General features: G+C 44.4%; 14 protein-coding genes. 8 read left to right on the top strand and 6 right to left on the bottom strand.

Annotated elements, in window-relative coordinates; genetic code table 11:
• The first annotated feature begins 123 nt into the window (after positions 1–123).
• The 3 genes from LVQ77_RS04265 (at position 124) to LVQ77_RS04255 (ending at position 3,064) form a co-directional block, all read left to right on the top strand.
• The gene (locus tag LVQ77_RS04265; RefSeq protein ID WP_232903777.1) at positions 124–1,263 is read left to right on the top strand and encodes a nuclear transport factor 2 family protein; all 1,140 of its coding nucleotides are present in this window, start codon (positions 124–126) and stop codon (positions 1,261–1,263) included.
• A gap of 3 nt (positions 1,264–1,266) precedes the next feature.
• Positions 1,267–2,574 (top strand): histidinol dehydrogenase, encoded by a 1,308-nt coding sequence (hisD, locus tag LVQ77_RS04260; protein ID WP_232903776.1) that lies wholly within the window; start codon positions 1,267–1,269, stop codon positions 2,572–2,574.
• A gap of 175 nt (positions 2,575–2,749) precedes the next feature.
• Complete coding sequence (locus LVQ77_RS04255) at positions 2,750–3,064, top strand: hypothetical protein (RefSeq protein ID WP_151995639.1); 315 nt, start codon at positions 2,750–2,752, stop codon at positions 3,062–3,064.
• Between the two features lie 79 nt (positions 3,065–3,143).
• Here LVQ77_RS04255 and LVQ77_RS04250 read toward each other — a convergent pair whose 3' ends face one another.
• From LVQ77_RS04250 to LVQ77_RS04235, 4 genes are all read right to left on the bottom strand, one after another.
• A complete protein-coding gene (locus LVQ77_RS04250) occupies positions 3,144–4,031 on the bottom strand; it encodes a transporter substrate-binding domain-containing protein (RefSeq protein WP_232903775.1) in 888 nt (295 codons plus the stop codon).
• Between the two features lie 55 nt (positions 4,032–4,086).
• Positions 4,087–5,004: an amino acid ABC transporter substrate-binding protein gene (locus LVQ77_RS04245; protein ID WP_232903774.1), complete on the bottom strand. Its 918-nt coding sequence runs from the start codon at positions 5,002–5,004 to the stop codon at positions 4,087–4,089.
• Positions 4,992–7,214, bottom strand: a complete 2,223-nt coding sequence (locus LVQ77_RS04240; protein WP_232903773.1) for an EAL domain-containing protein — start codon at positions 7,212–7,214, stop codon at positions 4,992–4,994. Before LVQ77_RS04240 ends, LVQ77_RS04245 begins: the two co-directional genes overlap by 13 nt.
• 358 nt (positions 7,215–7,572) lie before the next feature.
• Positions 7,573–9,537 carry an EAL domain-containing protein gene (locus tag LVQ77_RS04235; RefSeq protein WP_232903772.1) on the bottom strand — a complete coding sequence of 655 codons (1,965 nt, stop codon included), beginning with the start codon at positions 9,535–9,537 and terminating at the stop codon, positions 7,573–7,575.
• Between the two features lie 665 nt (positions 9,538–10,202).
• Between LVQ77_RS04235 and LVQ77_RS04230 the strand changes: the two genes are divergently transcribed.
• Positions 10,203–11,657, top strand: a complete 1,455-nt coding sequence (locus LVQ77_RS04230) for an APC family permease (RefSeq protein ID WP_232864352.1) — start codon at positions 10,203–10,205, stop codon at positions 11,655–11,657.
• Between the two features lie 114 nt (positions 11,658–11,771).
• On the opposite strand, the gene LVQ77_RS04225 is transcribed toward LVQ77_RS04230, so the two are convergent.
• Both LVQ77_RS04225 and LVQ77_RS04220 read right to left on the bottom strand, forming a co-directional pair.
• The gene (locus tag LVQ77_RS04225; RefSeq protein ID WP_232903771.1) at positions 11,772–12,245 is read right to left on the bottom strand and encodes a DMT family transporter; all 474 of its coding nucleotides are present in this window, start codon (positions 12,243–12,245) and stop codon (positions 11,772–11,774) included.
• 9 nt (positions 12,246–12,254) lie between these two features.
• On the bottom strand, positions 12,255–12,689 hold the full coding sequence (locus LVQ77_RS04220; protein ID WP_232864354.1) for a DMT family transporter: 435 nt from the start codon (positions 12,687–12,689) through the stop codon (positions 12,255–12,257).
• 98 nt (positions 12,690–12,787) lie between these two features.
• On the opposite strand from LVQ77_RS04220, the gene LVQ77_RS04215 reads away from it, so the two are divergent.
• The 4 genes from LVQ77_RS04215 (at position 12,788) to LVQ77_RS04200 (ending at position 16,559) form a co-directional block, all read left to right on the top strand.
• Positions 12,788–13,723: a LysR family transcriptional regulator gene (locus tag LVQ77_RS04215; RefSeq protein ID WP_232903770.1), complete on the top strand. Its 936-nt coding sequence runs from the start codon at positions 12,788–12,790 to the stop codon at positions 13,721–13,723.
• A gap of 106 nt (positions 13,724–13,829) precedes the next feature.
• The gene (locus tag LVQ77_RS04210) at positions 13,830–14,024 is read left to right on the top strand and encodes a hypothetical protein (protein WP_232903769.1); all 195 of its coding nucleotides are present in this window, start codon (positions 13,830–13,832) and stop codon (positions 14,022–14,024) included.
• A gap of 498 nt (positions 14,025–14,522) precedes the next feature.
• The gene (locus tag LVQ77_RS04205; protein ID WP_232864357.1) at positions 14,523–15,500 is read left to right on the top strand and encodes a DUF1852 domain-containing protein; all 978 of its coding nucleotides are present in this window, start codon (positions 14,523–14,525) and stop codon (positions 15,498–15,500) included.
• Between the two features lie 27 nt (positions 15,501–15,527).
• The gene (locus tag LVQ77_RS04200; protein WP_232903768.1) at positions 15,528–16,559 is read left to right on the top strand and encodes a methionine synthase; all 1,032 of its coding nucleotides are present in this window, start codon (positions 15,528–15,530) and stop codon (positions 16,557–16,559) included.
• Positions 16,560–16,583 lie beyond the last annotated feature (24 nt).

Here is a 16,583-nt window from a genome sequence, read left to right as displayed (position 1 = left end):
CCTCGCCAAATATCTAAGCAAAGAAATAAAGATTATCGCCATTTGCAGGTGAGGGATATTCCTATCCCTGAATAATGTGCGCTGACAAATTCTGTCGCGCATTCAAATAACGCAGGAGGTCATATGTCTTCAACTGAAACAACCAATAAAACGCCAGTAGCTTCAGAGAAAAGCAATACCAAACCCACTCGCGATGAACCTGTATTACAAGTCGAACGCCGCGACTTTGTTGATTTAGTCCCGGAGAAACGCCCACGCGTGCAATCATTACGTGGCTTTGATGATTGTTATACCGATATTGTCGATTACATCGTGCGCTGCACGCATAAAATATGGGATGAACGCGACGTCGGTTTAATTTATTCCCATTACACCCACAACTGCGTTTTATATAACGCACTCGGCACCATGTATAACCGCGAGCAAGTGGTGCAGGATACCTTGCAGCGTTTAATTGCTTTCCCGGAACGCCGCGGCATGGCGACTCAGGTTATCTGGAATGGTAACGATGTTGACGGTTTTTACACATCCCACCTGGTGACCGGCACGGGCCGCCACACCCAATACAGCCATCTGGGCAAACCGACCAACCGCACCTTCGTGACCCGCACCGTGGCGGACTGCATGATTCACGAGAATAAGATTTATCGCGAATGGGTGGTCAGCGACAACATGGCGATGATGCGCCAGTTGGGGCTTGATACCGATGTGATAGCGCACGGCATGGCAAAAGAGCAGTTCGATAAAGGCTTCCGCGTGACCGATATCGGCGAAAACCGCCGCATGGTTGGGCAATACCCGCCGGAAATGGAATGCGACGTTTCTATCGCCCACACCGATAGCGAAGAACAATGCCTGCGCTGGCTGCACGAAATTTATAACCGCCGCATGCTAGGCAAAATTAAAGATGTTTACGCCCCGAACGTGCAGTGGCACGGCCCATTAATGAAAGAGCTGTACGGCCAGGCGGCGGTGATCCATCAGACGCTGGCGCTGATTGGCATGATCCCGGACGGTGCATGGATGCCGCAGCACATCTGTTCCAACCCTTGCGACGAAGGCGGCACTAAAGTGGCGGTACGCTGGATTATGGAAGGCCATCACCTTGGTTATGGCGAATTGGGCAAACCGACTGGCGAACGTCTGTTCGTGATGGGTATGTCTCATTACCACATCGTTAACGGCAAAATCGTCGATGAATGGGTGGTTTACGATCACCTGGCACTGCTGGCGCAAATCAAACTGGGACAAATGGAGGAATAAGAGATGGGCACGATTTCTGAAGCTGATGTTGAGTTTATTAAACGCCCGCTGGGGCAGGATGTTCAGGCCGACCGCACGCTAACCGAGACGGTGCAAAATATTATCGACCAGGTGCGTGAGCGTGGCGATGCCGCACTGCGCGATTATTCGGCCAAATTTGATAAAACCACACCGGACAAATTTGAAGTTTCAGAGCATGAAATCGCCAGCGCGCTGGCGGAGCTTGACCCGCAAACCCGCAAGGACAGCGAGTTTGCCATTGCCCAGGTGAAGCGTTTTGCGCAGGCGCAACTGGCCACCATGCAGCCGCTGGATATCGAAACGCTGCCGGGCGTGCATTTGGGGCACCGCATTATCCCGATTCAAACGGTGGGCTGTTATGTGCCAGGCGGGCGCTACCCGATTTTATCCGCGCCGGTGATGTCCATCGTCCCGGCGGTGGTCGCGGGTTGTGATGAAATTATTGCCTGCCTGCCACCGGGCGCGCATCCGGCAATGATCGCCATTTGCCACCTGGCGGGCGCACATCGCATCTTTAAAGTGGGTGGGGCGCAGGCCATTGCCGCCATGGCCTGGGGTACGGAATCTATCCCGGTAGTGGATAAAGTTGTCGGGCCGGGTAATGCCTTCGTTAATGAAGCAAAACGCCAGGTGTTTGGCAAAGTGGGGATAGACGCGCTGGCGGGGCCAAGTGAGATTTATGTGATTGCCGATGACAGCGCCGACCCGCGCATTTTGGCCGCCGACCTGCTGGCTCAGGCCGAACATGACGTGCATACCCGTGTTGGCATGGCGACAACCAGCCCGCAAATCGCCCGTGCCACGCTTGCAGAAATTGAGCGCCAGCTAACGAATTTGCCTACGGCTGTAACCGCTGGTGAAGCCTGGAAACGGCAGGGCGAAATTGTTATCTGCCGCGACGAAGAGCAACTGATCGCGTGGGCCGACCACATGGCAACCGAACATTTGCAGGTGCACACTCGCGACCCACATGCTACGGCCAGCAAAATCCGCAATTACGGCTCGCTGTTTATCGGGCAAAACGCCAGCGTGGTGTTCTCCGACAAATGCTGCGGCACCAACCATACTTTGCCGACCATGGCTGCCGCCCGCTATACCGGCGGATTGTGGGTAGGCGCGTATGTGAAGATTTGCACGCACCAGTGGATCGACAACCACGGCATCGCGGCGGTAGCGCAGCCCGCCGTTCGTCAAAGCCGTACCGAAGGAATGCAGGCGCATCGCCGCGCGGCGGAAATTCGTCTGTTGCCTGACAGTATTGATGCAATAACCAACGGGGAGCGTGATTAATCATTATTTTCAGGTGAACAATATAGCGGCAATTCACCTGAAGATTTTTCAACTTAAGTTTTATTAATGTTTATTATCTTGCTTAGGGTGTTTCTTAACGACATTATTATCCTGAAAGGGATGGGTGGTAAATGAATTACCCCCAGAGTGTTATTATTAATCATGGATTTGGATTATGCTGTCACTGGAAATGGAAGAAGATGTTGTCCTGCGGGTAAAAGGCATGGAAAAAATGCTTGAAGGAATTGTCCGCGAACTCAAAGCCAACAACGGCGTTGTCGATGAGTTTATAAGGGATGATATCGCAAGGTTCCGGCACTGTTCAAAAGATGTCATAACACACCATACTCAGGTTTCGCGCAACGTCCGTAAAAGACTGGAAGATGTCACCATCCATTCTCAAAAACGTGTACGTAAAACGGCCCAGAGTAATTTGTTATATGGTGTTTTGTGCGGAATGTCTTTCTGCATGTTGCTTCAACTGATGTAATGAATATCAGAGCAGTGGGGAGAAAGTTACCTTTCTCCCTTTTTTATTTCTGAAAATCTTTGTGCTGGCTGAAATACGGTTAAGATTTTTTAGTGATGTATTGATACATTTCAGCAGAAAGAGGAAGGTGTAGGTTAATGTTCTTCCCTGGTAATTTACTATTAAACCATTGCTCATAAAACTGTTTGAAATCGCTACGATTGAAGCGTGTATTAAGATTTTCATCAACCATGTGTTTTAGCGCTATATCATTATGTCGCAGCATTATGCCTAAGTCTTGCGGCGGGCCTAATGTCAATGTAGATATCTGATATCCTTTCATATTTTCGCTGCTTTCAATGAGTTGTTTTAAGGATACCTCATTCATTGCAGTGGCATAACTTTTATGGCTACTCATTGCAGAAAATGAATCTTTCATAGTGGGTTGCGTAAGAACCATAATGTTAAGTTTCTGCAAGCGGTTAAGGCTGTTAACATTGAATAAATCAGTAGTACCTTTTACCACGCTGACCGTTCTACCGGCTAAGTCTGTATTGGAATTAATATTACTTCCACCAAATGAACCGAAGCGTGTATAAACGGACAGATAATGTCGGGAAAATAGCACAACGCTTTCACGCTTCACTGTATCAGTATTAACAGAGCAATCCATGTCAATAATGTTATGGTTTAGCATTGTGGTACGCATAGAAACTGGTGTTGGAATATAATTAACAACCAAGTCTTTAATGCGCAGGTTTTTTTTCAAAGATTCGGTTACATCTTTGCATAAATCAATGACATAACCGACTACATGACCATCACTGGTTTTATAAGAGTAGGGTGGTGCATCACGATAGCCAATATTAATCACTTTATGATTGGAAATTCTTTCCAGCGTCGACATGTTTGTCTCTGCCTTTAAAAGAACCGCATAACAAACTAAAAATAAACTCAGTACGTAGTTAAGAAAGTGTTTCTTTTTCATTTATATTTTTTGTGGTTGTTTGTTATCTTCGTGGTGGAAAAAAGACGAAGAGTAGTTAATAAGAATAAAGTTCAGTTGAAGAAATCGACTGTTTCAATTCAGGTGGCATTGGCCAGTTGAGAGTAATTCCCTGAGGCATGATGGACTCAAAAAACCATTTGTTATAAATGTTGGTAAACTCTTTACTGAGCATCAGGCGTTTCATGGAGCGATTAATCACATCGGTAAAATCGCCATTATCTTTTTGCATCGGCATACCAATAGGCAATCTTGGACTAAGGGTATCTGCTGATATCGCAAACGCCTGCGGATGCCCAGAAAGTGCAATTTGCCCAAGTAGCAGAACGTCGCTTGAGACTATGGCAGGTGTTTGTCCGCTTTCAAGGTCGGAGAACGCTTTAGCATTGTCGGTTCCAAGATCAATATTTAGTGATAGTTGATGCTCTGAATTGGCCTGCTGGATGTGTCGGACAAACACGGTACCGCTTTTTACCATCACGGTATGGCCATTGAGCTCGCTGATATCGGAAATATGATCTTCTTTACGAGATACATAGCGGGTTGCCGAGAAAAAATAGGGCTCTGAGAACGTCACTAATTTTTGGCGTTCCACTGTGTAGACCGTGGGAATGCATCCCATATCGATTGTTTTATTCTCAATGGTTAAAAATTGAGTGGCCGTGGAGACAGGTACCCAATGAATTTTTAAGGCGGGAATATTTAGCTCCTGCTTAAGCATATCGACCAGTCGATTGCATATTTCAATGGAGAAGCCTTGTGGTTTATTGCCCTCAACATATGAAAAAGGAAATACATCAGTCTGGTAGCTAAGTGTAATAGTCCTGGTCTGTGCGATGCGTGATAAAAGCTCATCGGCTCGGCTATCGGAGGGGGTCAGCAGACCAATACTGAGTAGAAGTGTGACTGCCAGAAAAAAAAGCGACTGATATAAATGAGTGGTTATGAATTGCATGTGTTCTCCATTCTCTCCAGTTCGAGCTCTGCCATAACGCTGGCATTTTCTACGGCCCGGCTAAAATAATATCCCTGAACAGTTATTTCTTCTTCTCTAAGGGAGGTCAAAAACTCATATTGTTGTTGTGTTTCAACACCTTTTGCGGTGACTTTCAATCCGCGCTGTAGTGCATAACGAACCAGCATCCCCACCAAAATCTGACTGTCTTCACACTTGTCGAGAACATCAATAAGAGAGCGGGCAATTTTAATGTGACTGAATGGGAAGATAATCAGGTAATCCAGCGTGGCGAAACCTGTTCCAAATTCGTCCAGAACAATACCCACTCCCAGAGCCTGAATTGCATTTAGTGTCGGCAGGATGACTTCGCGGTCAAGTTGCTCAGATCCTGTAATTTCAATTTCCAGACGCGCAGGGTCCAGGCCACTGTCTTGTAATGCGTTGCGAATAATGTCCAATATTCTTGGGCTACGCAGTTGATGTGGAGAGACATTCACCGCAACCATTTTTGCTGCTGGCCAGTTAGCTGCGTCCATACAGGCGCTGCGTATCAGCCATTCACCTAACCTGGCAATGAGCCCAATATCTTCAGAGACAGAAATAAAGTGGTGTGGTTGTAGTAAGCCTCTACTCGGATGTTGCCAGCGAACAAGAGCTTCGTAGCCTTCAATGCCATAATTTCCGAGGCTGATAGTTTTTTGATAATGGAGAAAGAACTCATTATTTCTGATGCCATCTTCAATTTCCTGGCTAAAGAGGAGGTTATTAGATGGGTTCATCGTCATGCCGTGAGAATAGAAATGGAAGCAATTTCGCCCGAAACTTTTGGACGTGTAGAGCGCAAGGTCAGCATGAGTGAAAAGATCTTCTCGGGTGTTACCATGTTGAGGTGCACAGGAAATCCCAATGCTACAACTGATAGAGAAAGCGTGCCCACTGCAGGAGAACGGCTTGCTGAGTGCCTCTAAAACTTTTCGAGCAAGTATCTCAGCTTCAGATATCGAGTCTTTGTTAACCTGCTGAAGAATGGCAAATTCATCTCCACCGAGGCGGATCGCCATATCGCTTTGATTAATTAGGGCTGACAGGCGTGTAGCAGATTCTAAAAGCAGTTCATCACCTACGACGTGTCCGTAGGTATCATTTACGGGTTTGAAATTGTCCAGATCGATCAATAGCAGGTTGAAGATACAGCCTTCAGTTCTTAATCTTAATAATCTGTCGTCGATCGAGTTTCGGTAAGCCACTCTATTTGGTAGCAATGTCAGAGAATCATGGTGTGCCATGTACTCCATCCTTTGCGCCATTTCTTGCATGCGTTGTAGATAACCGCGGTCAACCATTGCCACGCGTAGTTTTTCAATCGCTTTTGCCAGTTCGCCTATCTCATCTTCTTGATTCTGGAACGGGGTGAGCTGGTCCGTTTGCTCATCAGCTATCAAAGTCACCGCTTGCACAAGTCGAGGAACCGGACGGAAAAGATTACGCACTAGCCAGTTCACGACCACAACTGTAATACCCAGGATCAAAATTAGCATCAACAAGGTGTTTTTCAACAACTTATTATGAGTAGCCGAGAGGGCATTGCGCTCACCAATGCTACTGACAACAGCACCGATCAACTCGCCGGAAGGATTAACGATGGGAATTGAGCCTACGAAATACTCTTTCCCACCAATAGAGACAAAGCCACGGTAATATTGCTCTAGTGCCGCACTGTTTGCAGTGCCGTCAGTGGCGGTCATTTTTTGCGCTGCCTGAGTGTCGATAAAACCTTTATTCTTATCGTATAACAATAGCCACGTCGGATTGTGTGTTTGTGTTGAAACCAGGGTCAGCATATCGGCCGGATCGAAGCCTGTCTGAATTACCGTCTCGTCATCGCAGAGTGGGTGTTCTGATTCGATGGAAATGACCTGACCTTCATGGTTGGATTTTACCGTTACTGAGGTGTAGATATTGCGGATGATATAACTGGTAATTTGCGAGTTAGTTGATGCTTGTTTAAACCATTGCTCATGAGATATTCGGTTAACCTCAAAAAGGCCTGCCCCAGAGCCAACGCCATAGGCAATCAGAATCCCCAACATAAGGTAGATAGCAACTTTCCCGGTAATCGAATGATACCAGCGATATTCCCCACGTAAGTTGGAATCCTTTTTACAGGGAGGCGCAACCTCATGTTGAACCAGCTCTTTATCTACCATTTTTCTATTTGTACTCTTTTGTAAGCGACTAAAGAAGGCTCAAGAGAGATCTTTAAATATAAACTATTATTTTCTTTGTTGTTTATATGACGATATTTGTTAATGCTTTATTTGTATAATGTTATTGCACGGTGTATTTTTGCCGATGAGTCATGCTGTTAAGAAAACATGTTCATAGGGCAGGGTATACTTTAATTGCAAAGTCAGGAGTATAGGGATGGCTAATTAATGCGTCAACGATAAATATTAACATATCCATGATTACGTACATGTGTTTTGATCTTCTCATAACAAGCGTAATATCCAAAAAAATAGATTTATTGCAAATAATAATATCCATTATGGATTATGAGTATCGTTAAGTATCAACCTCTAAAAGTTTGCATAGATTGTTCATAGGTTGTGGCCGATGAAACAGAAAGCCTTGTGCCAAATGGATACCACAGTTCTTAACTATTTGATGTTCTTTCTCTGTTTCCACACCCTCAATCAATACCAGGCTGCCGGAACTTTTGCAAAGTTGCACAACGTGATGGAGAAATTCTTCACCACCTTCACGTGCTAACCCGAGCACAAGCGTACGGTCTAGTTTGATTTTATCCAGCTCATATTGCGTTAAATACGAGAGCGTGGAATAGCCTGAGCCAAAATCATCAAGAGCGATTTTAATGCCATATTGTCGTAGTTCAGCGAGAACCTCTATAACTTGCTCAGGTTCTTTAACTTTTTGCGATTCGGTAATCTCCATCTCTAACTTCCAGCCTGATGGTAATGGATTACGTAGTAGCTTACTCACCAGACTTAGGAAATTTGGATCAAGTAAAGTTTGTGGTGAAATATTTACCGAAAGCGTCATGCCAGGAAAGCGAGAGAGTTCATGATGAATGGCTTCTACAGCATTCTCCAATACCCAAAAATCGACCTCTGGCATCATGCCAATTCGTTCATAATATTTTAAAAAGTACGGTGGTGTTATTTTTCCATCATCACCTTGATGACGAAGCAACACTTCCATTGCTACAATTTTCTGGCTATCAACCGTTATTTGCGGCTGATACCACAGTACGAAATTACCACTACTTTGCAGATCGTTAATATTACGTCTGGCATCAATATACTCATTTACTTCAGAAAGATAATGATGCGGTGATTCAACTTCGCTATGGCCTGGTACAGGTAATTGAAACTGGTTTCCTTTCAATGGAACAAAACTTGTGTTGCCACAAGGCAGAGTGATCTCTTTATAGTCACGTTTTTCCATATAGCGCAGGAAAGGCCAGTAAATTCCAATACCGGTAAAAATTAAAAATATCTGGAACAACACAGCGCTTATTGCTCCATTTGTACCCAACCAGGCGTTAATGATGGCCGGTGTTGCCCAACCTACCATTTGCTGAAGAGGGGGGATAATGTGCCAAAGGGTGGCGTAGTAGGCAATGATGTAATCCACTGCAGGCGTCATTAGAAAAGGGATAAACATCACCGGATTCAGTACTACCGGTACACCAAAGATGAGTGGCTCATTGATATTGAAAATGGCTAGCGGCAAAGAGACATTGATCAAATGTCTATTTGATGGGTTACGGCTAATGAGTAAGCAAATCAAGAGACTAAGTGTGCCTCCGCTGCCACCTGATGCGCACCAGGTCTCATAAAAGGGAACACTTAATATATTTAATGAATCGTGGCCAGCTTTCCACGCATCCATATTAGATATCGTTTCATTCATGAACCTGAAGCCGATATCCTGGAAAATATAATAGCCATGTACGCCAAAGAACCAGGTGGCTTCTCGCACTAGCTCATAAAGTAGTCCATGGGTGAAATTGTCAGGGTATATTACGTCGGAAATGTCCTGAGTAAGCCAATCACTGGCATGCAAAATGAGATGACCAATCAGAACCAAACCAAGCAGTTTACTGAAAAATATTAATAGTATTTTTACGGAAGGCCAGTTGAATTTTATTCTATTGGTGCGGAACAGTTTAATGTTCTTTTCTAAAATTAAATTGGTAAAGATTGCAGCCAGCAGAGCAACTGGCAGGCTTACACCAATAAAAAAGTTAGTTTCATTATTATGTTCAAGGCCGGTAATACCAAGTAAAACCGTTAAGCTAAGAGAGATGCTGAGCATGATAGATAAACGATATCTGACAGCCCATTGCAGAGAAAAAATGATATTTAAAAGTATTGGGAGAAAAACAAGCATACTTTGCTGTAGGTTTTCTAACCAAGTCGAAATTTTTACCCAGTGAACATTCAGACATAACGTGCCTGCAACAATAACTAATCCGCGTAACACGGAAAATGGCATAATCGCCATAGTAGAACTCAGCACTGCCTGTGAAATACGATTGTTAATGAAGTTTAGTTTTATTTTGTGGAATATGCTAATCGCGTTTCTTTTAGTTAAGTTGTAGTTCATTCGTTACTTAATTGTGGGTTCATATGTTATTGTTGTTGCGATGTTAAAAGCTACTATATCACCATATGAAAAGTGGCGATATTGAATTTTATTACTGATGCTAATTAAATGAGTAGCTATTCTCAAAATATTACATTGTTTAAGCAGTCATCTGACCTGATGTATTTACTGTCCAGAAATATACATTTATTTATTGGTGATTTATTTATAGGTGGGTTTGGTAACAAAATTACTGACAAATTTATATATTTTGATGTCGGTCGTGATGTGAAGTAAATTGATTTAATGTTTTGTGTTTTTTACCAATGTGTTAAATAAGTTAATACTTCTGTCAATCCCACAATCCATGGCATCAAAATGAACAAAAACCGCAAAGACTGGGCCTGATGGTGGTTCCTCTATGCTTTTGGGCTGTTTCAAACACTGATACAGAAATATATTGTGCGGAGAGCCGAACTTTTACACGATATAGTTATATTGTCCCTGCTACTAATGTGCATAATTCCCCCCAATTAATAAATTACCGCAAGTAATAATAAATAAACAGTTAAGGGATATCGTTTATGGCACAGTCTGAGCAAAAACAGTTGCGGTGGTATAACATCGCGCTGATGTCGTTTATTACCGTCTGGGGGTTTGGCAATGTTGTCAATAACTATGCCAACCAGGGGCTGGTCGTTATTTTTTCCTGGGTGTTTATTTTTGCACTTTACTTTATTCCCTACGCGCTGATTGTTGGGCAACTGGGGGCAACATTTAAAGATGGTAAAGGAGGAGTCAGCACCTGGATCAAACACACCATGGGCCCAGGCCTCGCTTATCTGGCTGCATGGACTTACTGGGTGGTGCATGTTCCATATCTTGCGCAAAAACCACAGGCAATTTTGATAGCCCTTGGGTGGGCCATTAACGGCGATGGTTCGCTAATCAAAGAATACAGTGTGGTTGCCTTGCAGGGGATTACGCTTGCGCTGTTTGTCCTGTTTATGTGGGTGGCCTCCCGAGGGATGAAATCACTGAAGATAGTGGGATCGGTTGCCGGTATCGCCATGTTTGTCATGTCGTTACTGTATGTTGTGATGGCAGTAACCGCACCTGCCATCACAGAGGTGCATATTGCCACGACGAATATCACGTGGGAGACATTCATCCCCCATATTGATTTCACCTATATCACAACCATTTCGATGCTGGTGTTTGCTGTCGGTGGCGCTGAAAAAATCTCTCCTTATGTCAACAGTACCCGCAACCCGGGCCGTGAGTTTCCCCGTGGAATGCTAATACTAGCCGTGATGGTTGCCGTCTGCGCGATCCTTGGCTCTTTGGCGATGGGGATGATGTTTGATTCGAATAATATTCCCGATGACCTGATGACGAATGGCCAGTATTACGCCTTCCAGAAACTGGGTGGGTATTACCATATGGGGAATTGGTTAATGGTTATCTACGCGGTGGCTAACACGCTTGGACAAATTGCTGCCCTGGTCTTCTCCATTGATGCGCCGCTGAAAGTATTACTGGGCGATGCTGACTCCCGCTATATTCCTCAGAAACTATGCCGGACAAATGATGCGGGTACGCCTGTGAATGGCTATCTGATGACGCTGGTGCTGGTGGCTATTTTGATAATGCTGCCAACGTTGGGTATCGGGGATATGAACGACTTGTATAAATGGCTACTGAATCTGAACTCCGTGGTTATGCCATTGCGTTATTTGTGGGTCTTTGTGGCCTTTATTGCGGTACTGCGCCTCGCGGAGAAATACTCACCAGAGTATGTTTTTATCCGAAATCGCAAGCTGGCTCTCACGGTGGGTATCTGGTGTTTTGCTTTTACAGCTTTCGCCTGCCTGACGGGGATTTTCCCGAAAAAGTTGGATGCCTTTACGCCTGAGTGGATTTTCCAGCTGTCACTTAACATTGCCACACCAATAGTGCTGGTTGGGCTAGGGTTCATTTTCCCTTTGCTGGCAAGGCGGCATACCCGAGGGCAGACGCCAGCCGTGCGGAGCAGTTAATATCCTGATGCAGTGTTAATCTGCGGTCACCACAAGCCGATTAGGGCTTTGTGGTGACCGCCTAAATCTTAGATCCTGTTATTTCAATGTAATGGACCTGCCGATAGGTATCATTCAGTTGGCGATATTTTCCACTGGCACAGCATTGGTTTTATTACTGGAGTAAATAAAGAAAAGCGCTATTCCGAGGCAGACCACTGCACCAAGGCGTGTCACAGAAAAATGAATCGCAACGTTTCCTAACCAGCCAAAATTATCAATGAGCATGCTCATTGCCAGTTGGCCAAAGATGACCGCAACAGTCGCAACCGCCGCTCCAATTCGCTGAACAGCCAGAACCATAATGACAATGTAAGGAACGCCACAAAGTGCGCCAAGCAATTGCCATTTCGGCACATCCAGTAAGCTCACAGCATGCCTGGGTTCGAAGAAGAAAATGAGCAGAGCGGTCACCAGTGCGCCAACCGAGAAAGTCAGAAATGCACTGCGAAATACTCCAACGTTGCTACCCAACTTGCCATTAATTGCAGCCTGCATGCTAAGAAACGCACCGCCAACGACAGCCAGAATGATCATTAATATATTCACGAGTTCACCTCAGCCTTTTGCCATGAGGAATAGGGCCGCAACAATAAAAATCAGCGCGATAAGACGCTTACTGTCAATTTTCCGATGAGAAGAACCAAACAGCCCGTAATGGTCAATGACCAGACTTTTGGAGACCTGTCCTGCCAAAATACCAATCATGGTCATCGCAATTCCAATACTTGGAACGGCAACGGTGAGGATCACGACGTAAACAGGGCCCAGAATGCCGCCCAGCAGAGTCCATGATGGTTGGGCAAAGAAGGAAGGGCTGTTTCGTGGACTAAAGAACAGCATTAACAAGAATGTCAGCGCAGCACCGACTCCGAAAATACTGAACGTTGCCCATAAGTCTCCGACTTCGCTGCCCAGTGGTCCTAATAATCCGGCTTCTACGGATAGTCCCATCCCGCCTGCAACGACGAGCAATATAAATATAAGCTGCATTAAAACAGTCTCCAGTGGTTGAGGTGGAGAATCCTATAGCAGTGATGTGTAATGAAAAACGGTATAATCCAGGAAACACCTTTGCAGAAGTTGAGATAATGTACGATCCAGGCACGATAAATTTTCGCACACTGTTATTTTTTATCGGTGTTTTTGATGCTCAAAGCTTTTCAGTCGTAGCTCGGCGTGAAGGGGTCTCCGTATCAATGATTTCACGCGTCATCCTTCAACTGGAGGACGCACTTGGTCAGCAGCTTTTTTATCGAAATACCCGAGCAGTTATTCCCACTGAGGCTGGACGGTTATTTATTAGCTATGCCCGTACCATGACTGAGCAAATGAGCGAAGCTCGTAAAGAGATGCAGGATAGAGCCCTTGAGCCTGCAGGGCTGATAAGGATTAATGCGCCCGTATTTTTCGGCCAGCGCCATATTGCCCCCTGGCTTAGCGAACTTTCAGCTCGCTATCCCCGATTGCTGATTGAACTGACGCAGACTGATGATTACATCGACCCGCACAGGGATGCCTCAGATGTTATTTTCAGAATTGGCACGCTGACGGACTCTTCTTTCCACGCGCGCATATTTGGAGCTCAGCGTTATCATCTGGTTGCCTCTCCCGGCTATATTAAAAAATTTGGAAAACCGGAATTTCCAGCCCAACTGAATAACCATAAATGCCTGGTTTACAGAGGATCATCGGGTCCAAATCGCTGGTTATTCAGGGATCCAGCTGGCTCCTGGACCCACTATCCCATTACTGGATTACTCACCTCCAACAATGCCGAATCTCTTCTTACCAGCGCACTTAGCGGCATGGGAATGGTGCTGTTTCCTGACTGGCTGATTGGTGACAGTCTTAAAAAAGGTGACCTTGTCAGATTGATGGAGGGATTTGAGGCCGCGATCAATACCGAGCCGCAGCATATCGCTGCTATATATCCCAACGCACGCCATCCTCCGCTAAATGTACGGGCAGTCATTGATTATTTCGTCGAAGTTTACGGCACACCGCTTTACTGGCAGTTTGATTGAAACTTAGCGACCATAGTTGGGATATAGTTCCCTATGTGGATAGAGAAACGAGCAATAACCGGGTTATGAAAACCTGAATTAACTGAATCTGGTAAGGGGCCTTATAATGAGTGTGATTGAAGAATTGAAGACGAAATATCCGGGAGCTCAGGCTTTATTGCCTGCAGCATTTCTCAACCATCAAGTGAAGAAAGGTTTGCATGCTTCTATAGTTTTAACCATGTTTTCAATAAGGTTTAAGGCTGAGCTATACCAGCGGTTTCTCATTTTCTCTGCTCTTAATAAAATTAAAGCAGAATAAAATTTACCTCCATTATCTGCGCTTTTTTCACTTAGAATCAGTAGGCGATCAATATCCTTACTTATTTATGGTTATTATTAAACTGGGGCTGAATCGGGGTGAGGCTATGGTCTTTCTTCAGGCCGAGGATGTTCGATTATAAGATAATATAATCATATATATCATAATGATATGCGGTTATGTCTTCCCTTGTAACCTCACCCTATGTCTACCCAGTTAACCGCTTCCGTTCCGCTGAATTCCAGCGTTGAATCCTATGAGAAGGGGACTGCTTTCCTGATATTGACTATGACCATTCACCTCAACATGAAGATAATTCATGTTCGCTGAAATTTAATCACTTTTCCTCAATCAATGACTCTGGCATAAATTACCTACTGCAATTAGCTACAGACAATATGAAAACTACTGAATAAATCACCTGAAAAGAAAGTTTGGTAATGAAGAAAAGCAAAAAATAAATTCAGGTTTTATCAGAAATTAGGATACCCAATCGCGATGAATAAACAATTTGAATTTATTATTAAAAGCCTTTCTTTCGATGAGAATTATAATCCATCCGAAAATACGCGCATCACGACTAACTTTGCTAATCTGGCTAGAGGAAGTAAGCGTCAGGAGAACTTGCGCAATGCTTTAAAGATGATTGACGATCGTTTCAATTCATTGGCGCATTGGGATAATCCTAAAGGGAACCGTTATTTTGTCGAACTCGAAATAATTTCCGTTGAGATGGATGTTGAAGGCAAGGGTGATACCTTCCCAGTGATTGAAATATTGAAAACAAATATTGTCGATCAAAAAACTAACGAGCGTATTGAAGGCATTGTGGGGAATAATTTTTCCTCTTACGTGCGAGATTATGACTTTAGTGTCGTGCTGTTAGATCATAACAAGAATAAGCCTGGATTTAGCACACCAGATAATTTTGGTGATTTGCATGGCAACATATTCAAATGCTTCATTAACTCAAGCGCTTACACAGAACGTTTTAAGAAACCGCCGGTTATATGTTTAAGCGTGTCCAGTAAAAATACGTACCACCGCACTGAAAATCAGCATCCTGTATTGGGCGTAGAATACCAGCAAAATGAACCCTCCATGACCGATCACTATTTCAACAAAATGGGGTTGCAGGCTCGCTATTTTATGCCACCAAATAGTGTTGCACCGTTGGCATTTTATTTTGTTGGTGATTTGACTGGCGATTACACGGATCTTGAACTGACGGGTACCATTAGCACGATGGAGACCTTTCAAAAGATTTATCGTCCTGAAATTTATAATGCTAATTCTGTAGCAGGAAAAGAGTATCAACCTAGCTTGAATCAACAGGACTATTCATTAACTCAAATTGTTTATGATCGAGAAGAACGCAGTCAGTTAGCGATTGAACAGGGTAAGTTTACTGAAGAGAATTTCATAAAACCATACAGAACTCTCCTTGAGAAATGGTCCGCAAATTACGTTCTTTGATTAACTAAAAATATAAGGTCATCTATTATGAAAATATTATTACCTACATCGACTGCGGGCAGTTTACCTAAACCCTCCTGGCTTGCACAACCTGAGACACTTTGGTCACCCTGGAAATTGCAGGGCGAGGAGTTAATTGACGGTAAACAAGATGCTCTGCGTTTGTGTCTGCAAGATCAGCTACAAGCAGGTATTGATATAGTCAGTGATGGCGAGCAAACGCGCCAACATTTTGTCACTACGTTTATTGAGCACCTCACTGGCGTTGATTTTGAAAAACGTGAAACGGTAAGAATTCGCAATCGCTATGATGCCAGCGTTCCTACAGTGGTTGGCCCTGTATCCCGGCAGAAGCCTGTTTTTGTTGAAGATGCCAAATTCTTACGCCAGCAAACCAGCCAACCTATTAAATGGGCGCTGCCAGGTCCGATGACCATGATCGATACGCTTTATGATAGCCATTATAAAAGTCGTGAAAAGCTGGCCTGGGAATTCGCCAAAATTCTCAATCAGGAAGCTAAAGAGTTAGAGGCTGCTGGCGTCGATATTATCCAGTTTGATGAACCGGCATTTAATGTGTTTTTTGACGAGGTGAACGATTGGGGTATTGCCGCTTTAGAGAGAGCAATTGAAGGCCTTAAATGTGAAACTGCCGTACATATTTGCTACGGCTATGGCATCAAAGCCAATACAGACTGGAAAAAGACATTGGGCTCGGAATGGCGGCAATATGAAGAGTTCTTCCCGAAGTTGCAGGCATCCAATATCGATATCATTTCGCTGGAATGCCAAAACTCTCGTGTTCCAATGGATCTCATTGAACTCATCCGAGGCAAAAAAGTCATGGTCGGGGCCATTGATGTGGCAACCAATATCATTGAGACACCTGAGGAAGTCGCTAATACGCTACGAAAAGCACTGCAATTTGTAGATGCAGACAAGCTTTATCCAAGCACCAACTGTGGCATGACCCCCTTATCTCGCCAGGTAGCAAGGGGCAAGCTAAATGCTTTAAGTGCTGGTGCGGAAATAGTACGTAGAGAACTCTTAAACAAATAACTTCGGCAAAAATTAGATCATAGA

Source organism: Buttiauxella cochleicola, from assembly GCF_021282435.1.
Taxonomy (GTDB): Bacteria; Pseudomonadota; Gammaproteobacteria; order Enterobacterales; family Enterobacteriaceae; genus Buttiauxella; species Buttiauxella massiliensis.
The sequence above is the reverse complement of the archived record's forward strand: the minus strand, read 5'-3'. Positions and strand labels throughout refer to the sequence as shown.